The sequence below is a fragment of the Rhodococcus sp. 66b genome (genome assembly GCF_002076325.1).
GTDB classification, from domain to species: Bacteria; Actinomycetota; Actinomycetes; order Mycobacteriales; family Mycobacteriaceae; genus Rhodococcus_F; species Rhodococcus_F erythropolis.
Genome location: NZ_MUZB01000010.1, coordinates 1 through 17524 on the forward strand (window position 1 = coordinate 1; position 17524 = coordinate 17524).

16 protein-coding genes and 1 pseudogene are annotated in these 17524 nt (G+C 61.1%); 7 read left to right on the plus strand and 10 right to left on the minus strand.

Annotated features, from left to right (window positions below; translation table 11 throughout):
* Positions 1-573: pseudogene (locus tag B0E55_RS19125) on the plus strand (mammalian cell entry protein); the annotation flags it as partial.
* Between the two features lie 563 nt (positions 574-1136).
* On the opposite strand, the gene B0E55_RS19130 reads toward B0E55_RS19125, so the two are convergent.
* Positions 1137-2150, minus strand: a complete 1014-nt coding sequence (locus B0E55_RS19130) for a GlxA family transcriptional regulator (RefSeq protein ID WP_021346086.1) — start codon at positions 2148-2150, stop codon at positions 1137-1139.
* Positions 2151-2299: 149 nt separating this feature from the next.
* Here B0E55_RS19130 and B0E55_RS19135 point away from each other — a divergent pair, with 149 nt between their 5' ends.
* The gene (locus B0E55_RS19135; RefSeq protein ID WP_174531781.1) at positions 2300-2935 is read left to right on the plus strand and encodes an isochorismatase family protein; all 636 of its coding nucleotides are present in this window, start codon (positions 2300-2302) and stop codon (positions 2933-2935) included.
* A gap of 417 nt (positions 2936-3352) precedes the next feature.
* Here the strand turns inward: B0E55_RS19135 and B0E55_RS19140 are convergent, their stop codons facing one another.
* From B0E55_RS19140 to B0E55_RS19165, 6 genes are all read right to left on the minus strand, one after another.
* The gene (locus B0E55_RS19140) at positions 3353-4336 is read right to left on the minus strand and encodes an NAD(P)H-dependent flavin oxidoreductase (RefSeq protein WP_021346084.1); all 984 of its coding nucleotides are present in this window, start codon (positions 4334-4336) and stop codon (positions 3353-3355) included.
* A gap of 80 nt (positions 4337-4416) precedes the next feature.
* On the minus strand, positions 4417-5553 hold the full coding sequence (locus B0E55_RS19145) for a CaiB/BaiF CoA transferase family protein (RefSeq protein WP_080910226.1): 1137 nt from the start codon (positions 5551-5553) through the stop codon (positions 4417-4419).
* Positions 5550-6647 carry a hypothetical protein gene (locus B0E55_RS19150; protein ID WP_080910227.1) on the minus strand — a complete coding sequence of 366 codons (1098 nt, stop codon included), beginning with the start codon at positions 6645-6647 and terminating at the stop codon, positions 5550-5552. The genes B0E55_RS19145 and B0E55_RS19150 overlap by 4 nt, the downstream gene beginning before the upstream one ends.
* Positions 6648-6697: 50 nt before the next feature.
* Positions 6698-7654, minus strand: a complete 957-nt coding sequence (locus B0E55_RS19155) for an ABC transporter substrate-binding protein (protein ID WP_080910228.1) — start codon at positions 7652-7654, stop codon at positions 6698-6700.
* 90 nt (positions 7655-7744) lie between these two features.
* Complete coding sequence (locus B0E55_RS19160; protein ID WP_225989415.1) at positions 7745-8518, minus strand: ABC transporter ATP-binding protein; 774 nt, start codon at positions 8516-8518, stop codon at positions 7745-7747.
* A gap of 11 nt (positions 8519-8529) precedes the next feature.
* Positions 8530-9402: an ABC transporter permease gene (locus B0E55_RS19165; protein WP_020909703.1), complete on the minus strand. Its 873-nt coding sequence runs from the start codon at positions 9400-9402 to the stop codon at positions 8530-8532.
* Positions 9403-9635: 233 nt separating this feature from the next.
* On the opposite strand from B0E55_RS19165, the gene B0E55_RS19170 reads away from it, so the two are divergent.
* The 3 genes from B0E55_RS19170 (at position 9636) to B0E55_RS19180 (ending at position 12495) form a co-directional block, all read left to right on the plus strand.
* Complete coding sequence (locus B0E55_RS19170; protein WP_080910230.1) at positions 9636-10526, plus strand: LysR family transcriptional regulator; 891 nt, start codon at positions 9636-9638, stop codon at positions 10524-10526.
* On the plus strand, positions 10523-11449 hold the full coding sequence (locus tag B0E55_RS19175) for a LysR family transcriptional regulator (RefSeq protein ID WP_020971334.1): 927 nt from the start codon (positions 10523-10525) through the stop codon (positions 11447-11449). Before B0E55_RS19170 ends, B0E55_RS19175 begins: the two co-directional genes overlap by 4 nt.
* 185 nt (positions 11450-11634) lie before the next feature.
* Positions 11635-12495: an alpha/beta hydrolase family protein gene (locus B0E55_RS19180; RefSeq protein ID WP_007735589.1), complete on the plus strand. Its 861-nt coding sequence runs from the start codon at positions 11635-11637 to the stop codon at positions 12493-12495.
* A gap of 63 nt (positions 12496-12558) precedes the next feature.
* Here the strand turns inward: B0E55_RS19180 and B0E55_RS19185 are convergent, their stop codons facing one another.
* Both B0E55_RS19185 and B0E55_RS19190 read right to left on the minus strand, forming a co-directional pair.
* Positions 12559-13047 carry a hypothetical protein gene (locus B0E55_RS19185; RefSeq protein WP_070796002.1) on the minus strand — a complete coding sequence of 163 codons (489 nt, stop codon included), beginning with the start codon at positions 13045-13047 and terminating at the stop codon, positions 12559-12561.
* 68 nt (positions 13048-13115) lie between these two features.
* Complete coding sequence (locus B0E55_RS19190) at positions 13116-14015, minus strand: LysR family transcriptional regulator (RefSeq protein WP_080910231.1); 900 nt, start codon at positions 14013-14015, stop codon at positions 13116-13118.
* A gap of 119 nt (positions 14016-14134) precedes the next feature.
* Here B0E55_RS19190 and B0E55_RS19195 point away from each other — a divergent pair, with 119 nt between their 5' ends.
* Entirely contained in the window at positions 14135-15361 is a 1227-nt protein-coding gene (locus tag B0E55_RS19195) for an MFS transporter (protein WP_080910232.1), read from the plus strand.
* Positions 15362-15400: 39 nt separating this feature from the next.
* A complete protein-coding gene (locus tag B0E55_RS19200) occupies positions 15401-16843 on the plus strand; it encodes an amidase (protein ID WP_020909696.1) in 1443 nt (480 codons plus the stop codon).
* A 22-nt stretch (positions 16844-16865) separates the two neighbouring features.
* Here the strand turns inward: B0E55_RS19200 and B0E55_RS19205 are convergent, their stop codons facing one another.
* Positions 16866-17282 carry a VOC family protein gene (locus B0E55_RS19205; RefSeq protein ID WP_020909695.1) on the minus strand — a complete coding sequence of 139 codons (417 nt, stop codon included), beginning with the start codon at positions 17280-17282 and terminating at the stop codon, positions 16866-16868.
* Between the last annotated feature and the right edge of the window lie 242 nt (positions 17283-17524).

Consider the following 17524-nt stretch of genomic DNA (forward strand, 5'->3'; position numbering starts at 1 on the left):
GCACTGGCTGCGCAATTGCGCACCAGCGACCCCGACATCCGACGCGTGATCGACAACGGCATACCGGCCAGCGAACAGGTCGGGGCTCTCGTCCGTGACGGGGGTCCGAGTCTGACGACAGACCTGAGCAACCTTGCTTCCACAGCACGAACATTGGCGCCACGAACCATTGCACTGCAACCCCTTCTGATCTTCATGCCCGGCCTCGCCGCCGGAATACCGTCCGCCATTGAGGCAGACGGACCGTCTCAACGTCAGGGACTTGTCCTCGAGACCAATGCGCCGTTCCCCTGCACGGTCGGATACGAAGGGACTATGGCGATCCTCGACGAGATGAAGCGCAAAGACCCGAACTTCGATGACACTCAGCAGGACTTCCCGGTCAACGTCGCGGCCAGCTGCCTGGCGCCGCAAGGCAGTGAAACGGGGGTTCGGAGCGCCAACCGCGTCGTATTCGCGGACCCGAATACCCCCCAGCCTTGGGACGACAAGCCCAAGGTGGACCCGGACAAGCTCAACCTGAACCCTATTGCCACACAACTGGCACCATCGTTCGGTGCGACACCGAAGTGAGATGATCACCAGCTTCGGGAGGCGACAAGGGTGAAGTGGGCCGGCCAGACGCTCATCCCGGGCCTCAACTCTCGGTGGACTGCCTCGCACTCGATGCCGGACAACCCGAAACGGCAATCCTGGGATACGCCAAACGGTCAACACGGGATCGCCAAAGCGAATGCGAGAAACTCCTACCGAAACTAGGGCGACGCCCACGCTCTCAACATGCTTCGCCAGTGCTCCAAGCTTGAGATTATCCGATAGGTGCATGATCCCGTCCGGGTTCACCGCATCGTCTAGCAGCGCGCGCCAGATCGTCAGTACGAGTGGAAAGAGCTGTGCGTGCGTCAACTCACCCGTTGGTGACATTGAAGCGACGCGATACGTGCGATGGAATTCGAACAGAGCGTCGAGGCATTTTTGGGCGGGCGTCCGGCTTCGTATTAGTCCAAGAGCGGTTCAAGTACACGTACTCCCGACGTATGTGGCTGGAGCGGGCCGCTCGCTAAGGGCAGAGAGCTGGCCTGCTGCTTCACATAGTGAGGGCAAGCGAATCGGTCGTATCTAGGGCGCGCGGCGCATCAACCCCTCCGTATTCGCCCTCCTGAACCAACGGACGTCGCGGTTTCTCCGACGCGATCGTTGTGGGAGTGGTCAGCGAACTGCTTCCGGTAGGCGGAAGGTGCGGTCGCAAACGCGGATGTGAAGTTCTGTCGAAAGGTCACCGTGCTTCCGAACCCACACGCCAGCGCAATTGCGTCAATGCTCCAACCGGTCGTCTCCAGGAGAACTCGCGCCTCGCTCAGTCGTTGCTGGAGAATCCAGCGTGCCGGAGTGGTTCCCGTGACAAGACGGAACTGCCGTATGAAGTTTCGTCGACTCATCCGCGCCTGACCTGCGAGGCGGTCGACAGACAGCGGCTCGTCCAGGCGTCCGAGCGCCCATTCCAGCACGTCTGCAACAGCTGTGTCGCCCGCAGGTTCCGCAAGCGGTCTCTCGATGTACTGGGCCTGACCACCCTCTCGATGCGGCGCGACGACCAGGTTTCTCGCCACGCGGGTGGCAACTGCGGATCCGAGGTGCTTGCGCACAAGGTGCAGACAAGCATCGACCGACGACACCGTCCCCGCGGACGTCATCACGTCGCCGTGGTCGATATAGAGCACCGACTCGTCCAAGCGGATACTTGGATGGTTTTTAGCGAGCGCGGGCATCATCTCCCAGTGCGTGACGGCCGAGCGACCATGGAGGAGTCCGGCGTCGGCGACGGCAAAAGCGCCGAGACACAACCCCACGATCGGGGTGCCGCGAGCGTGCGCCCGGCACAGCTTGGCTCGCAATGACTCGCTGATCGGTGAAAGTGGTAGCGGCCAGGAAGGGATGATCACGATGTCGGCCCAATCGAGTGTCCGCGGTCCCGCCACATCGCCGACCGAGTATCCCTCGACGGTCCGAACCGCGCCCGCGCGATCGGACCACAACCTGGTTTCCCAGTCAGGTGCGAGCCCGAGCCTGCCCACCTCACCGAACACCATCAACGGCGCTGCGAGATGAAACATCGTGATGCTGTCGAACGCATAGACGGCGATTCGCATTTGGTCTCTTCCACATCATGGCGCAAAGTCATCGAAAGTATGCACCCGTGCCACTCACGGATGCATAGACACCTACCGAACAATGGAAGACAACCGTCAGGATCGCCGATACGAAACCGAACCCGACCGACCTTCCAGGAGTGATGAAAGTGCCTACACCTCGCCGTGCCCTTATCGTCGTCGACGTACAGCAGGAATACTTCGACGGTCCACTGCAGATCCAGTACCCGCCGCGTGAGGAGTCATTGGCCAACATCCTCAGCGCCGTCAAGGTCGCTCGCGCGAATGACCTTCCCGTCGTCGTCGTGCAACATCGGATGCCCGAGGCCGCCCCGGTCTTTGTCGAAGGTACGCCCGGATGGTCACTTCACCCAGCGCTCGAGGATCACCTCGATCCGGAAACCAAGCGCATCCACAAGCAGTACGCGAGCGTCTTCGCCGGCACCGATACAGCCGATTGGCTGCACGCGAAAGACATCGACACCATCACGATCGTCGGGTACATGACCAACAATTGCGACCTCGGCACCGCCGTGGAAGCGGAAGCTCTCGGGTTCGCCGCCGAGATTTTGTCAGATGCCAGCGGTGCGATCCATCTGGCCAACGAAGCAGGTCAGGTATCGGCGCAGTCCCTGCACGAGACCCTCATGATTCTTTTGCATTCGAACTTCGCTGCCGTCGCAACAACAAGCGCATGGGTCGACGCCGTAGATTCCGGAACGAGTTTGCCCAAGAGCAATCTTGTCGTCTCAGCCATCCAAGGACGCGAGGCGGCCCTCAGTTGATGCAATGCTGCAGGCCCGCAATAGATTCGGGACGCCTTAATCCCTGCCGGTGCAGACCGAACTCTCATCGACACCTTGGATGCCGCGAAACTTGAAGGACGATAGGTCCTTTGAACGCGGATGTCGGCGCCGGCGGGCCGTGAGCTACTTCTTCGGGGCGCCGGATGGGCAGAAGCTCGAAACATTCGTCTCGTCGGCTCCGCCCTGCGCTTTCCTCGTCCTGACGTCAATGATCGTCCGGATGCACCCGAAACGATCGAGCGCGATGACAAGCCGCGAGGCGATCCGGAAGAGCTCACCGTCACCGCACGACGCATCGAGGACGAGGTATCGGCGGCATGCGGGTCGGCGAGCGCAACGGCAGCGATCATGCGCGAAGGACTGGCCGACTGTAGCGCTCAGCGGGTTCGGACAGCCTCAGGCGCTTACAGGATCCAGGAGGCCGGTAAGCCGTCCGGCAATCAGTGCTTCGGACTCTGCGACAATACGTTCCACCAATTCACCCACAGTGGGGACGTCGTGAATCAGTCCTTGCACAGTCCCCGCCGTCCAGATGCCAGCCTCCGGGTCGCCGCTGTCGAACACCGCTCTGCCTCGCGCACCGGCAACAAGATGTCGAACGTCTTCGAATTTGCCACCACTGGAGAGAATTTCGACAACTTCTTGGCTGATGCTGTTGCGTGCTACGCGAGCGGTATTGCGCAGTGACCTGAAAATCAGCTCGGTGTCCACCTCGGAGGCAGCAACTATCGCCTCTTTGATGTTGCGGTGAATCGGGGACTCCTCGGTACACATGAACCGAGTGCCCATGTTGATGCCGTCGGCGCCAAGCGCCAGGGCGGCCACTAATCCCCGCGCATCGGCAAATCCACCGGACGCGATCATGGGAATGCTGATCCGCTCTGCTGCTGCAGCGATGAGAACGAGACCAGGTACGTCGTCTTCCCCTGGATGCCCGGCGCATTCGAACCCGTCGATGCTGATGCCGTCGACGCCGAGGGCCTGGGCTTTGACCGCGTGGCGGACGCTGGTGCACTTGTGGAGGACCTTGATGCCGGCGGCGTGAAAGTGCGGCAGATGGGGTGCGGGAGAAGATCCGGCTGTCTCGACGACTTTCACTCCGCAGTCGATGATCACGTTGCGATACTCATCGTAAGGCGGAGGTGTGATCGTCGGGAGGATTGTGAGATTGACTCCGAACGGTTGGTCGGTGAGCTCGCGCGTGCGGGAAATCTCTCGGGCAAGATCGTCAGGCGTCGGCTGTGTCAGAGCAGTGAGCATGCCGAGCGCGCCGGCGTTTGCAACTGCCGCTACGAGTTCTGCTCTCCCCACCCACTGCATGCCGCCCTGGACGATGGGGTGACGAACTCCGAACGTCTCGGTAAATGCGGTTGTCAGCACTGGACATCTCCTCGATGATGCATGGATATCGGTTTGTCAGTTACGTTGTTGCCAAGTGGTTTTCGGCCAGAGTGACGCATTCAGCCCATCGACGCCGCCCACTCGTTCAAGGCCGGGACCTGCGAGGGATCAGTTCGTGCCATCGGAGGTTCGGCGCGATAGGGCATGGCAGGCGTCAAATATTGCTCGCCACGTTCGTTGGTGCCGGGGATGAAGGTACGGTTCGCAATCACATCGTCGGCGCAGATTACCTGGTCGTAGTCACGCACAAGCGCTGCAACCACTCCGGCTGCGGTGAGATGCTCTACCGCCTCAGCGGCGCTGCGGTGGCACAGCTGCTTCTCGATCGTGGCGACGAGGTCGGCACGGTTTTCCACGCGCAGTGTGTTGGTAGAGAACCGCGGGTCGTCGGCCAACTCTGGTAAGTCGATCGCCTTGCACAGTTCGATCCAGGCTCGCGGTTGGTAGCCGCTGATCACCAGCTCACCATCGACGGCACGAAAGACGTCTGCGGCAGGTGCGACGCTTGGTTGTCCGTTTCCTTTGCGGCTCATAGCCTTTCCTGATACTTGCCACTCGATCCAGTTGGCGGTCTGCAAGTGGATTGCGACGTCGAGCAGGGAAACTCGGACGGAGGAGCCCTTGCCGGTGCGATCGCGCCGCAGTAGCGCTGCCAGTACCGCTTGGGCGACGACGTAGCTCGTTGCATGGTCTATGACCGGTGCGCCCACACGCTGTGGCGGGCCATCCGCCTCACCCGTCACCGACATCAGTCCGCTCTCTGCTTGCGCAGCGATGTCGAGCCCGGCGCGGGTGGCGGACGGGCCCTCCGCCCCGTACCCGCTCACCGATACGCTGATGATTTCCGGTCGCAGACGGTGGAGTTCGGCAGAGGAGAATCCCAGTCGATCAAGCGTTCCCGGGCGCAGATTGTGCAGCAGAATGTCGCTCGACGCGATCAAATCCCGAGCTCGCTGCAGATCGGCGGAGTCTTTGAGGTCGAGGCAGATTGAACGCTTTCCACGGTTGTACCCGTAGAAGATGCCGCGTGCGTAATCGGCGTCGATTTGTCGGGCCGGTTCACCGCCAGGGGGCTCGAGTTTGATGACCTCGGCGCCGAGATCGGACAACTGCTGCCCGGCGCTGGGTATTGCGATCAGTTGACCGATCTCCACTACTCGGACACCTGCCAACGGCAGGTCTACTTCGTCGGTCATCGAATGATCTCCACATGAGGCGAAGTGACATCCTCAGCGGGCTCCAGGCAGCGCGCCAACAGGATGCCTTCGGTGTGGTTGCAGGGGTTCAATCGATTTCTGTCACCTTCTGCTCCCCCGATTCGGATTGTCACGGTTCCATCGTCATTGCGCTCGAAGTGTGCGTCGTTGAGGTTGACGGTGTGGTCGCGGTACTCGAAGGACTCGAACCAGTGGTTGTACAGCATCACTCCGAAGTAGGTGCAGTGCGGGAGAGTAAATGTAATATCCACGGCAGTAGCGTCTTTCAGTGACCACCAGCCGGCAATGTATTGGTTGGAGCTGGTGCCGTAGAAGTCTCCCCACCCTCGTTGCTCCGAGGTCACGCGAATCTCGTTGGGAGACTGACTGAGTGTTTCGATGAGCTGAAGACTGCGTCGAAGGCTCACGTCCATGCCACGAGCAAGTTTCGTGAGGCGCTGGGCCAGCCACGCCGTGTCGAGATCGGGGCGTGCACCAGGCGGCGGACCGAGGCGCTCGATGTGGAGAACGGGATCGATCTCCGTGTTACGCGTCTTGTGATACACACGCACTACAACGTCGAAGCAGCGCTCATCCAGCCGAATGCCGCTGCGCCCCTCCAGCTCTTGTGCGACGAAGATCTCGAAGTTGCCGTCCGCGTCACACACCTTGTCGTCGATGACGATGTTGTCGGCGACCCGGTCGGTCCCAGACGCGCCGACACGATTGGCGAGAACGGCGACGTACGGCACTGTGCCACGGTTACCGTGAATACGGTATGTCTCGTTGGGGTCGATCATCGCAGTCCAGTAGTCGACGTCGATGCCGTCTCCCCAGAACTTTCGCATCGGTGACATCAGAGTGAAGAGTTCAGGTCGGAGCACGTCTTGGCGTTCGATATTCATCTCGGCGAGGTATCCGAACAGGCGAAGTGCGTGCCGTACACCTTCGGCGCTGTCCAGCGGCGATCCTGTGGCGGCAGCTGTCGAACCGAATGTCGCAAGGCTGTCGGTGACTGCAGACCAAGCCTCGGTGAGCTGCCGGCGATCGTGCTGGGACTCGGATTGTGTTGACTGGTCAGCGAGTTGTGTCATCGTTTCTTCTCTTTCGTAGTAGACGAACTGGATTGTGTATGGGGCGTTGGTCAGCAGAGGGGGTCGAAAGGAACGTCTGCGTCGGACTTGCCCGAGGTCTGGTTGTTCACCCATCTGACGTTCTGGGTCCATCGGTCGGCCGAAATCTGCACAGGCCAGAGGCTCTTCTGTGAAGCCCACACCTGGTTGGCTTTGTCAGCAGGAACATTCATTCGCTCGGTGAGAAGTTGAGCTCCTGCTTGCTCGTTTGCAGGATCGGCTATCCACCCTGCTGCGGCCTCGAGCGCCGCACACACGGGGGCAGCAGCATCGGATTCAGCGAATGTGGCTGTCGTGACGAGCACTGTGCCCAGGCCGTATGAACTCACGCCGTCAGAGGCCACCGGGTCTACTTCGGTAATCGCCGTCATCGGTATTCCTTGAGCATCGAATACGGCTTGGCTGGCAGCGGTGAGAACGGCGGCATCTATGTCGCCCTTTCGTGCGAGTGGTATCTGACTCGCGGTGGGTGCCGCTGCGATGAATTGCACCGTGGATGCGTCGATGTTTCGTTCTGCGAGAAGCTGATTAACGAATTGCTCGGCTGCGCCGCCACGTGACGGTATGGCGATCCGCTTGCCGGGCAAATCCTCGATGGTGGTGATGCCGCTGTCTTTCGTCACGGCGATGGCAAGATCGATCGACCCGTACGGGGACAGTGGCCGCAGACTCTGCCCTTGCTCTATGGCCGGCACGACGGTTCCGGGTGCACCGACCGCGAGATCGGTTGTACCGCCGATGAGACCGCTGATGAGTTCGGGCCCGTTCTTTCCGTCGATGAGCTCGACGTGGAGGCCTTCCTTGTCGAACATTCCTTGTTGGACGGCGACGTAGACAGGTAGGGACAAAGCACTCGCAGGGTAGACCCCGATGGCGACGCTACCGTCGTTCGGACGCCCTCCCCCTCCACACGCGGAAAGCAGTAGGGACGCTGCAATGACTGTGCCGACAAAAGGTCGAAGTTTCATGGGATTCCTGTTCCTTGATCGCTGGGCGCATCAGAAATCAAGCTGAGTTGGCTGGGCACATCAGTAATCAAGCGGAGTTGGCTGCGCACATCAGTGGTCGAGCTGACCACGCAGCCGGTTGAAGATTTCGATGTATCGAGGTTCGGCGGTGAGGGTTTCGAGTTCGCGGGGGCGTTCGATGTCAATGGAGACGTCGTCGATCACCCGGCCGGCCCCGAGCAGCAGAACGCGGTCGGAGAGACAGATGGCTTCGCCGAGGTCGTGGGTTACGAAGATGACCGTCCGGCCTACCTGGGATTGCCAAAGCTCGAGGAATTCTCGCTGTACTTCGACTCGGGTCTGCGCATCGAGGGCGGCAAACGGTTCGTCCATCAACAAGATGTCCGGATCCAGAGCCCACGTTCGGGCTAACGCGACACGCTGGCGCATCCCTTGGGAGAGTTGCCAAGTCCACAGCCGTGACGCCTCGGACATTTGAACGGCCGCAAGCCAGCGCGCGGATTGAGTTCGTCTCTCGGCCTTGGGTACTCCCCTCAATTCGAGACCGTACTCCACGTTCTTCTGCGCTGTTCGCCACGGGAACAGCGCATCTCGGGCCATCATGAAGCCCATCCGAGAACGAGCGTCGAATGGCGTTGTGCCGAGGACCTCGGTCTTCCCTTCTGTTGCGTCCACCAATCCAGCGAGCGCGTTGAGCAGGGTGGTCTTGCCGCAACCACTCCTGCCGACCAGGCTCACGAACTGTCCGCGAGGGATTGTGAGGTCGAGATTATCGACCACAGTTTTCGCCGACCCGTCGGGCGAGGAGAAGGATATCGTCAGTCCGTCGAGTTGGACTGCGGGTGTAATCACGTTGGTATCCATGATGATTCCTGTCAACGTCGAGCCGGTGGCTGCCACCGAAGGAGGTAGCGCTCGGCGAAGTTCATGGCCTGGTTGAGGACGACTGCGACGATTGCGAGAAGTATGAGGATCGCGTAGACCGCTTCCATCCGGAACTGGGCCGAGTAGATCGACACAAGCTGGCCCAGCCCGTCCCGTGACGAGATCAGTTCAGAACCCACGACGCCAAGCAGTGAATAGATCAGCCCCAACCGAAGACCGGCAAAAATGCCAGGTGTCGCGACGGGGAGGAGAATGTGCCAGAACACCTGTGTCTTACTGGCATTCAGGACAGTGGAAAGTCGGAGCCATTCGTCGTCCACTGACTTCACACCGGCTCGTGCACTCGAGCAGACGATGAAGAATACGAGTGTGAACGCGAGAGCGACCTTCGCCGTCATCGTGATCCCGAAGATGACGATAAGCAGAGGTGCCAGCGCAAGACGTGGCATGGCATTCGCCGCATCCAGAAACGGACTCATGATGCGTTCGAGGGTCGGAAGCAGCCCGAGGGAGAGCCCTACCGCCACCCCGACTGCGCTTGCGAGGATCCACGCGATCACGACGGCAGTCATCGTGGCACGCAAGTTCGTCGAAATCTCCCCCGACTGCACTGCTGCGGTGAAGTAGTTCCAGGCTTCGCCTGGCGTTTTGGCCAGAACTGGCTCGATCCAACCTTGCGATGCGACGAGCTGCCACGCTCCGAGTAGGACCAGAAGCAGTGCGGCCTGGGCCAGTCGCACCCCGATGGTGCGTCGTGTACCGGATCGACGCTGTCGAGCGGGCTTCGGCTCAGAGCGTGCCCGCCTCGCGGAACGGGGTGACGTAGCGCCGGATGGCGAACTGGCGGTGATGGTTTCGGTCATTTCGGCGCCTTCTCCGTAGTGCTCACAGGCGGCGATAGGTGCTCGACAAAAGCAGACGGGTGCGTCTGGTCGAAGCTCCCCGGGTTGTTGCTCACTGCATTCATATGTGAAGCAGATCACGGGATTCTTCTTCCCGTCTACGCCACATTCGAGAGGTATGCCATAGGGTTTACCTATGGCTGACGGGCGCAGAATCGGGCGCGCACGCGGACTTCCATGAGAAGGGAATCCCAATGGACCGGCGTCATCTGGAATACTTTCTCGCCCTTGCTGATCGGGGCAGCATTTCCGCTGCTGCTCGCGGACTGGGGGTCAGCCAGCCGACAATCTCGGAGGCTCTCGCCAGAATGGAGAAAGAGTGCGGCCTGACGCTCGTCCGCCGTGGCTCTCGGGGAGTCACCCTGACCGACGCTGGACGCGATCTCACAGGTCCGGCGGCCCAAGTACTTCGGGCATACCGGGATTTGGATCACGCTTTGCATCCATTGAACGTCGTGCAGCGGGGTCGGCTGACGGTCGTATGTCCGCGAACATTGGCGCGTGATCCGGCGGCCACGGCCCTCGGTGCGTTCAAAAGCAAGTTTCCCAATGTTGCGGTGACGATGCTCAGCAACGACACCGACGGAATCGGAAAGGTGGTCGCCTCGGGTCAGGCTGATATCGGCCTCGGGGTGGACGAGGTGTTCGACGAGGGTGTTGAACGTATCCTTCTCGGCCGGCAACGAATCGTTGCGCTGGTGCCCGCCGCACGAAGTGAAGGCGAGGGGGTAGCGGCGTTGACGGATCTGTTGCGAATCGGATTGATCACCAGCCCGCGTGACGATGTCACTCGGCGACTGTTGGCGGAACGCCTGGGCGAAGGCACTGTGGACGGGGCGGTGGTTGCGGAGACTATCTCTGTGGCCTCGATGATCCCACTTGTACGCGCGGGAGTCGGCGTCGCCTTTCTTCCCGAATCTGTCGCCGATACAGTCGGAGAAGGTGTGGTGCTGTGTCGTACTCGGCCCCCGCTCACTCGTGATATCTGGATGTTCCACGGTTCGACGCCATCGCCTGCGGCACAAGCGTTTATCGAGACGACCAGCCGATTACGTGACGAAGGTGGAATGGGGAACGCCGGATGAGCAACTTCGGAGAGTCCGCGCCCCCGCGAATCGATCCGCGGCAGCTACAAGACTTCCTCGCGGTCGTCGAACACGGCAGTATCACGGCAGCAGCGGCAAACCAGTTCACAGGAACATCGAGCGTCTCTCAATCAATTGCGCGACTCGAAAGACGCGTCGGAGGACGGCTTTTCAATCGGGGCCGGGCCGGCGCGACGCTGACTGCGCGCGGACGGAATCTCATCGATCCAGCACGCGAAGCGCTGGCCGCGCTCGACCGATTAGTGGTCGAGCGCGAGTTCTTACTGTCAGCAGTCCCCCACCTCAGTGTTGCCACGACAGCGAGCCTTGCGGACGATCCCACAGCGGTGCTGCTCGGAGCGCTGCGCACGGAGGTGCCGAACCTGAGAATCACCATCTCGGTTCCGCCGGGGTCATCTGTGGCCGATGCGATTCACCCGGTCATGGCCGGCACCGCTGACGTGGCAATAATGGAGTCGCCGCCCACCGGCGTTCCCGGGACTCGAATGGTGCGCCTTCCGGACCACAAGTTGCGCCTTGTCTGCCCGCCCGGCACCCCGCCACCGGTCGACGGGGTATTCATCGGCGACGACCTCATGCGTATCGGCTTGGTCGTCGCACCGCGGTTCGAAACTTCCGATGTCTATCGCCATCTGCGTTCGATCGAACCGCGAATCGACCATGCCTTCGTGATGAGGTCACAGCATCGCGATGCCTTCGCGGATTTCGCATACGAAGGGATCGGTGCTGTCATCCTCGAACTCTCCAGTGCCGAGCGAGCATCCGAACGCGGCTGCACTGTGGGCGAGATACTCGAACTGCCGCCACGGAAGATCGCAGCCGTGGCAAAGGACGGCCAGAACACGCAGGTCGTCGAACATTTCCTACGGCTGTGTGCCGAGCAATCGGCGCGGAAGCTGTAGGCGGAGTCGATCTCTCTGGGACTTTGCGTATTCGCGTCGGCCGGGCGTCCACCGAGAACGATGATTTTTGTCCACAGACACAACACTTCTGGGATAGTCCGTTTCCTGGGACAAAGCCGACGGGTTGCCTTCCCGTGAATATGTAATACACGTCACTCCGAATCAACTTCGAAAGGTTGACTTTCATGCGAAAGTCTCTGAAACATTTCGTGAATGCTGCAGCGGCGGTTGCGTTGTGCGCGACGCTAGGACTCACGGGCGCAACCGGAACAGCGGCTGCCGATGCGCCCGGCATCCCGAGCGTCGGGCACGATTGGGCGAGTGCAGGGCCGTACACGCCGAATGTCTCGATCGGGCTGGTGCACACTCTGTACTACCCGCGCCAGCTCGGCGCGCGCGGCGAGAAGCACCCTGTTGTGATCTGGGGGAACGGGACCGGGGTGCTCCCCGGTGCGTACACCTCCTTGTTGCGCCACTACGCCAGCCACGGATTCATCGTGGTCGCCGCCAATACCCCGGCAAGTAACTTCGCCATCACCATGCGGTCGGGAATCGACCTCATCGCGGACAAGGCGGCCAGCCCGTCGAGCGTCTTCTTCGGCAAAGTCGACCTGGAACACATTGGTGCGGTGGGGCACTCGCAGGGTGGGTCTGCGGCGATCAACGCGGCGATCGACGACCGCGTCGACACCGCCGTCGCGATCCAGCCAGGCCCGCTCAATGATGTCGATCTCATCGACGAGCCGGTTCTCTATCTGGCCGGCCAGGCCGACGCAATCGTTTGGCCGGCGATCGTGCGGGCGATGTACGAGGACGCAGACCACGTGCCTGCCGAGTATCTGGAACTGCGCGGTGCCACGCACTTCGGTACGGCGATCAACGGCGGCGATATGCGCGGGCCGAGCACGGCGTGGCTGCGGTACTGGCTACTCGACGATCCGAACGCCCGCACCGAGTTCTTCGGAGCGAGCTGTGGATACTGCACTGACACCCAGCAGTTCTCCGACTTCGACCGCAACGATCTGGCCATGCAGATCCCGGGGTGACGGTCAGATCTGGAGTTGTCGAAGACGAACAGCCTTCCAATCAGGTCGGCGGAGTCGCAAAGCTCAGATGACGACGTAGCCGTACATCCGTTCGCCCTGAGCCACAGCTCTGGTCGCTAGTTCGGCGAAGGCGGTCAGGAACGGCACTGAGTCCTCCGACGGTTCACTCGTCTCGTCGATTGCCCAGGCCGCCGCAGCGGCGGCGACGCCTTCAGCGTTCAATTCCGCTAGTGCATCACGTAATTCGTCGGTAACCGTGAGCACGAGGGTGTCGCCGTCGTCGCTCATTGCGACGAGTTTCCCGCAGCGTGGACCTTTGGCGACCTCGTTGTAGGGGCGAGCGGTGAGGGCTGCTTCCAGTCGGCCGAGCGCGACAACTGGATCGACGCCTTTCGCCTGCAGAACTGAAGTCCCATCCGCAGCCAACTGAATCCGCGGGCGAGAGGCATCGTTCGCCTCGATCACCGCTGGTTCCAAGTCGACGAGTCCCTCGAGGGCGGAGGTGGCGTGCTCATCCGTGCGCGCGGTGAAGTAGTCGGTGATCGCAGACATGGCGCGATCATCCCACACGCGATGCATCCCCACGTCCCGGAGTCCTTCCGCGACTTGGCTGATCGCCGTCAGGCGGAACAGGTGTGTGCTTCCTCGATCGCTTTCGCGAAAGCGCGGAGTCGTGGGCTTTCGAGATCGGTACGCCACACGAGGCCCAAAGCAGATTCGGGTAATCCGTTGATCGGTACGAATGTGATGTCCGAGCGCTGGCTGTATGTAGCGGTTGCTGCGCACAGGATGAGGCCGACCTGACTGAATGCGACCTGCGACAGGCCTTCCTGAACGGTGCTCGCCCCGCCCTGCGTGGGAATCGTGGCTCCGCCCGGCGTCGTGCTCGGGGAATTCACACGCTGCCAATAGTCGGGGGCTGGGCCGGTGATGGGTACCAGACAGATCTGCGCCAACTGCTCGGCGTCGATCACGCCCAGTTCACTGAACGGGTGATGGACTGAGACGGCCAGGGTCTGGGGCTGTCGAGAAAAGACGAGCCCGGTTGTCAGCTCGGGCTCATCTACGGGGAGAAGTGCCACTGCCGCATCGATTCGCCCGGCGAGTACATCACTGAACGGATCACCCAGGGGTAATTCTTTGATGGTCACGCAAGTTTGCGGATGTTGTATCTCGAAGCGAGAGACAGCAGCCGCGATCGAATCGTAAATTGCTCCTTGGAAACCCACCCGAAGCGGCGTCGGCATGTTGCGTGCTCGTGACTGAGCGTCCTCGATTACTCCGACAAGCGCACGATGCGCGGGAGCCAACGACGCAAGAAATTCGGCGCCGAATTCAGTCAGGTGTACGCGGCGACTGGTGCGCGCCACCAGGCTGGTGCCGATACGACGCTCCAACCCGCTGATCAGCTGACTGACTCGGCCCTGGGAGATGAACAGTCGTTCGCCGGTGCGACCGAAGTGCAGTTCTTCAGCGAGAACGAGGAAACACTCGATCTCACGCATCGGAGGCTCCGACATTTTCACTCCGACCCTCGACTCATTCGACCACTCCATCATGGCTCATCGATGAATTGAGCTAATGGTTGGATGAGCGAATCGCCGTTGATCCTTGGGCGTGCGGGAGCTTCTCTGGTTACATGCCACATTCCGCGCCCGGGCAGAACAGCCCCGCGCCCACGTCCTCAACCCACGCACACACCATCGAGAACCACTGGGCTGCGGTCGCCCTGATCGCAGCGTCCACCTTCATCGTTGTCGCGGCAGAGATGATGCCGGTCGGGCTACTCACCCCGATCGGTGCTGACCTGGTGGAAAGCGAAGGGACCATCGGGCTCTCACTGGCCATTACCGGATTGGTGGCAGCGGCCACTGCCCCGTTCGTGCCCATCGTGACCCGGCGCTTCGATCGTCGGTCGACGCTTATCGTTCTGATGCTTGTAGTCGCCGCGGCGAACGCCCTCACGGCTCTCGCACCAAGCTTCGCTGTCCTCGCTGTTGCTCGCGTCCTACTCGGTGTGAGCATGGGCGGAGTCTGGGCACTCGCCGCTAGCCTGGCACCCAAATTGGTGGGTTCCAGATCCGTCGGGTTGGCGACCACGATCATCTTCAGCGGAATCGCGGTTGCCTCAGTTCTCGGTGTCCCTGCGGGGACGTATATCGGAGCAGCGGCCGGGTGGAGCGTGGCATTCTGGACTCTCAGCTGCGCCGCGACGCTGATCGCGCTCGCCATGTTCGCTGTCCTACCCGTGATGCCAGCTGATCAAGCTTTGTCGCTCGGCAGTCTCGTGGTGGCTTTTCGGAACCCGGGAGTCCGGGTCGGAATCGCGATTACCGCGCTCATCGTCACCGCTCATTTCGCGGCGTACACCTATGTGCGTCCGGGGCTGGAGTTCTTCGCAGGATTGCACCCTGCGCAGATCGGCACGATGCTCTTGATCTACGGGGCTCTGGGCGTTGTAGGCAACTTCATAGCCGGGCCATCTGCCACCAAGTCGCCGAAGACTGTGGTCGTCATCCTCAGCGCGGGAGTAGCGATCACCCTTGCCCTGTTCCCGATCTCGGCTAGCACCTTGATCACAGCTGCTCTGTTCATGGCGGCTTGGGGCCTCTTCTACGGTGGTGTATCGGTGAGTACTCAAACATGGATCGCACAAGCAGCCCCCGTTCACCGAGAGGCCGCTGCGGCTCTGTGGGTTGCAGTCTTCAATGCAAGCATCGCCCTCGGCGCGTTCGCGGGTGGACGCATTCATGACCACTCCGGTTCCGAAACGGTCTTCTGGATAGCCGCGGGAATCGCCACTCTCGCAATGCTGCTCGCCACATTCCGCAATCCCGTCGTGGCAAAGCACGAACTGACAACCTAGCCGTCTACACGAAACCTTCATAGAGGCAGGACAACAGATATGCGCCAGACACCCGTTTCGACATTCATGGATGTGACCGAGATGCTCGAACGCTACCGGGACAAATCGCTGTCTCCGGTGGAGGTGCTCGAGTCCACCATCGAACGTATCGAGGCGCTCAACCCGACCTTGAATGCAGTGGGACACACTTTCTTCGATACTGCACGGGTACAAGCGAAGTCAGCGGAACGCCACTACGCCCGCGGTTCGGATGTCAGCCTTCCGCTCGCCGGTGTTCCGGTTGTGGTGAAAGAGGATGAACCGGTGCAAGGCCAACCGTGGACTCAAGGGTCCAAGGTCTATGAGGACTTGATCGCCACCCACACTTCGACTTTCGTGCAGCGGATCGTCGACGCCGGTGCCATTGTCCACGCGCGATCGACGGCCCCGGAATTCTCCTCGGCCGCGTTCACACAGTCCGAGTTGTGGGGCGTCACTCGCAATCCGTGGAACACGAAATACTCCTCCGGCGGGTCTTCCGGTGGATCGGCAGTCGCACTTGCCACCGGTATGACGCACTTGGCTACCGGTTCCGATGTTGCAGGATCGATCCGAACTCCGTCGTCTCTCAACGGAATTGTCGGGTTCAAGCCACCGCACGGCCGTGTCCCCGTCGATCCGCCCTTCAATCTCGATCGCTACTGCCACTGCGGTCCGATGGCTCGCACCGTAAGTGATTGCCTCACACTGCAGTCGGTCATCGCGGGACCGACTTCCGCTGACATTGCCTCGCATGTGCCGGCATCGCCGCTGCCCGGCCTCGCAACGCATTCGTTGACAGGAATGCGTATCGCCGTGATCCCGGCGTTGGGTGACTGGCCGGTTGATCCGGACGTTGCCGCCAACACCGCCAAGTTGGTGGACACCCTCACTGCGCTGGGCGCACGCACGGAGATCATCGAAGTCGACCTGTCACGCGCTGCAATCATGCGTGCGGCCGCCATTCACTACGATCACGTGTTCGGTGCATCGATCTCCGCCGAAGCGTCCGCGCACCCCGACAAGGTCACGGAGTACGCGAAGGAATTCGCGCGATGGGCACGCCGCACCCGTGGTGACGCGACTTTCCTCGACGGACTCGCGATCGAAGCCGAACTGTATTCCTCGATCGGATCCCTGTTCGACACCTATGACGCGTTGATCACTCCGGCAGTGGTGACCGATGGCTTTCTTGCCGGCGTCGACTACGTCGGGCACGGAATCAATGTGGCTGGAACAGAATTGGGATTCTATCTCGAGGCCGTACCGGCCATCACCTTCAACATCCTGAGCAACTGCCCGGTGCTGACAATCCCCACCGGTTTCGCTCGGAACGGAATCCCTACCGGTACACAGATAGTTACGCGGCCGTACGACGACCACACGGCCTTTGCCATAGGGCTCGCCCTCGAGGAGGTTCTGCCCTATCCCGGCAATCACCCGGACTGCCAGGCCTTCTCGTGAGAATCTCGGGCAGGCGGGTGAATCACGCCACGCAGAATTCGTTGCCCTCTGGGTCGGCCATGCTCACATGGTGACCTTCGAATCTTTCCAATTCTGAGGCGCCCGCGCGTAGTAGTCGTTCGACCTCGCGAAGGATTGTCGCCCACTTCTCAACTGGGGTCCCGTCTCCGGATACCCGGAGATCGAGATGCAATCGGTTCTTGGCGACCTTGGATTCAGGAACCTGTAGTAGACAGAGTCGGGGAGCCACTCCGAGCGGGTGGTGCAACCAAGCGCCGCCCATCCCGTCGCCTTCGTCGTCGAAAGTGGCCAGCCACTCCTCCCGGGTCGAAAAAGGCTGCGGTGGTGGCTCATCGACGTATCCAGCGGCTATCTTCCAAAACGTAGCCAAGCGGTCGGGGTCTGTGCAATCCATCGTCAGATCGACTCGAGTGAGCATCTGTCGATGTTAACGCCCAAGACAATCGAGTGTCGGGAGGTGGGAAGCTTGCGGCATTCTTCGGAACCAAGATACTCGCCGCTATTTCCGCGTGCGACGTGGGCAGTCCACCGGTCCGTCGGCGGCTCGATTGTCAGCAGCAGCAGATACTCGACCAGTCGCTTGTAGCGTCGATCCCGTATTCGGCCCTGTGCCAATGTGCAGGAGGACGTCACCGCAACCGCTGTCGGGGGCCGCGTTCG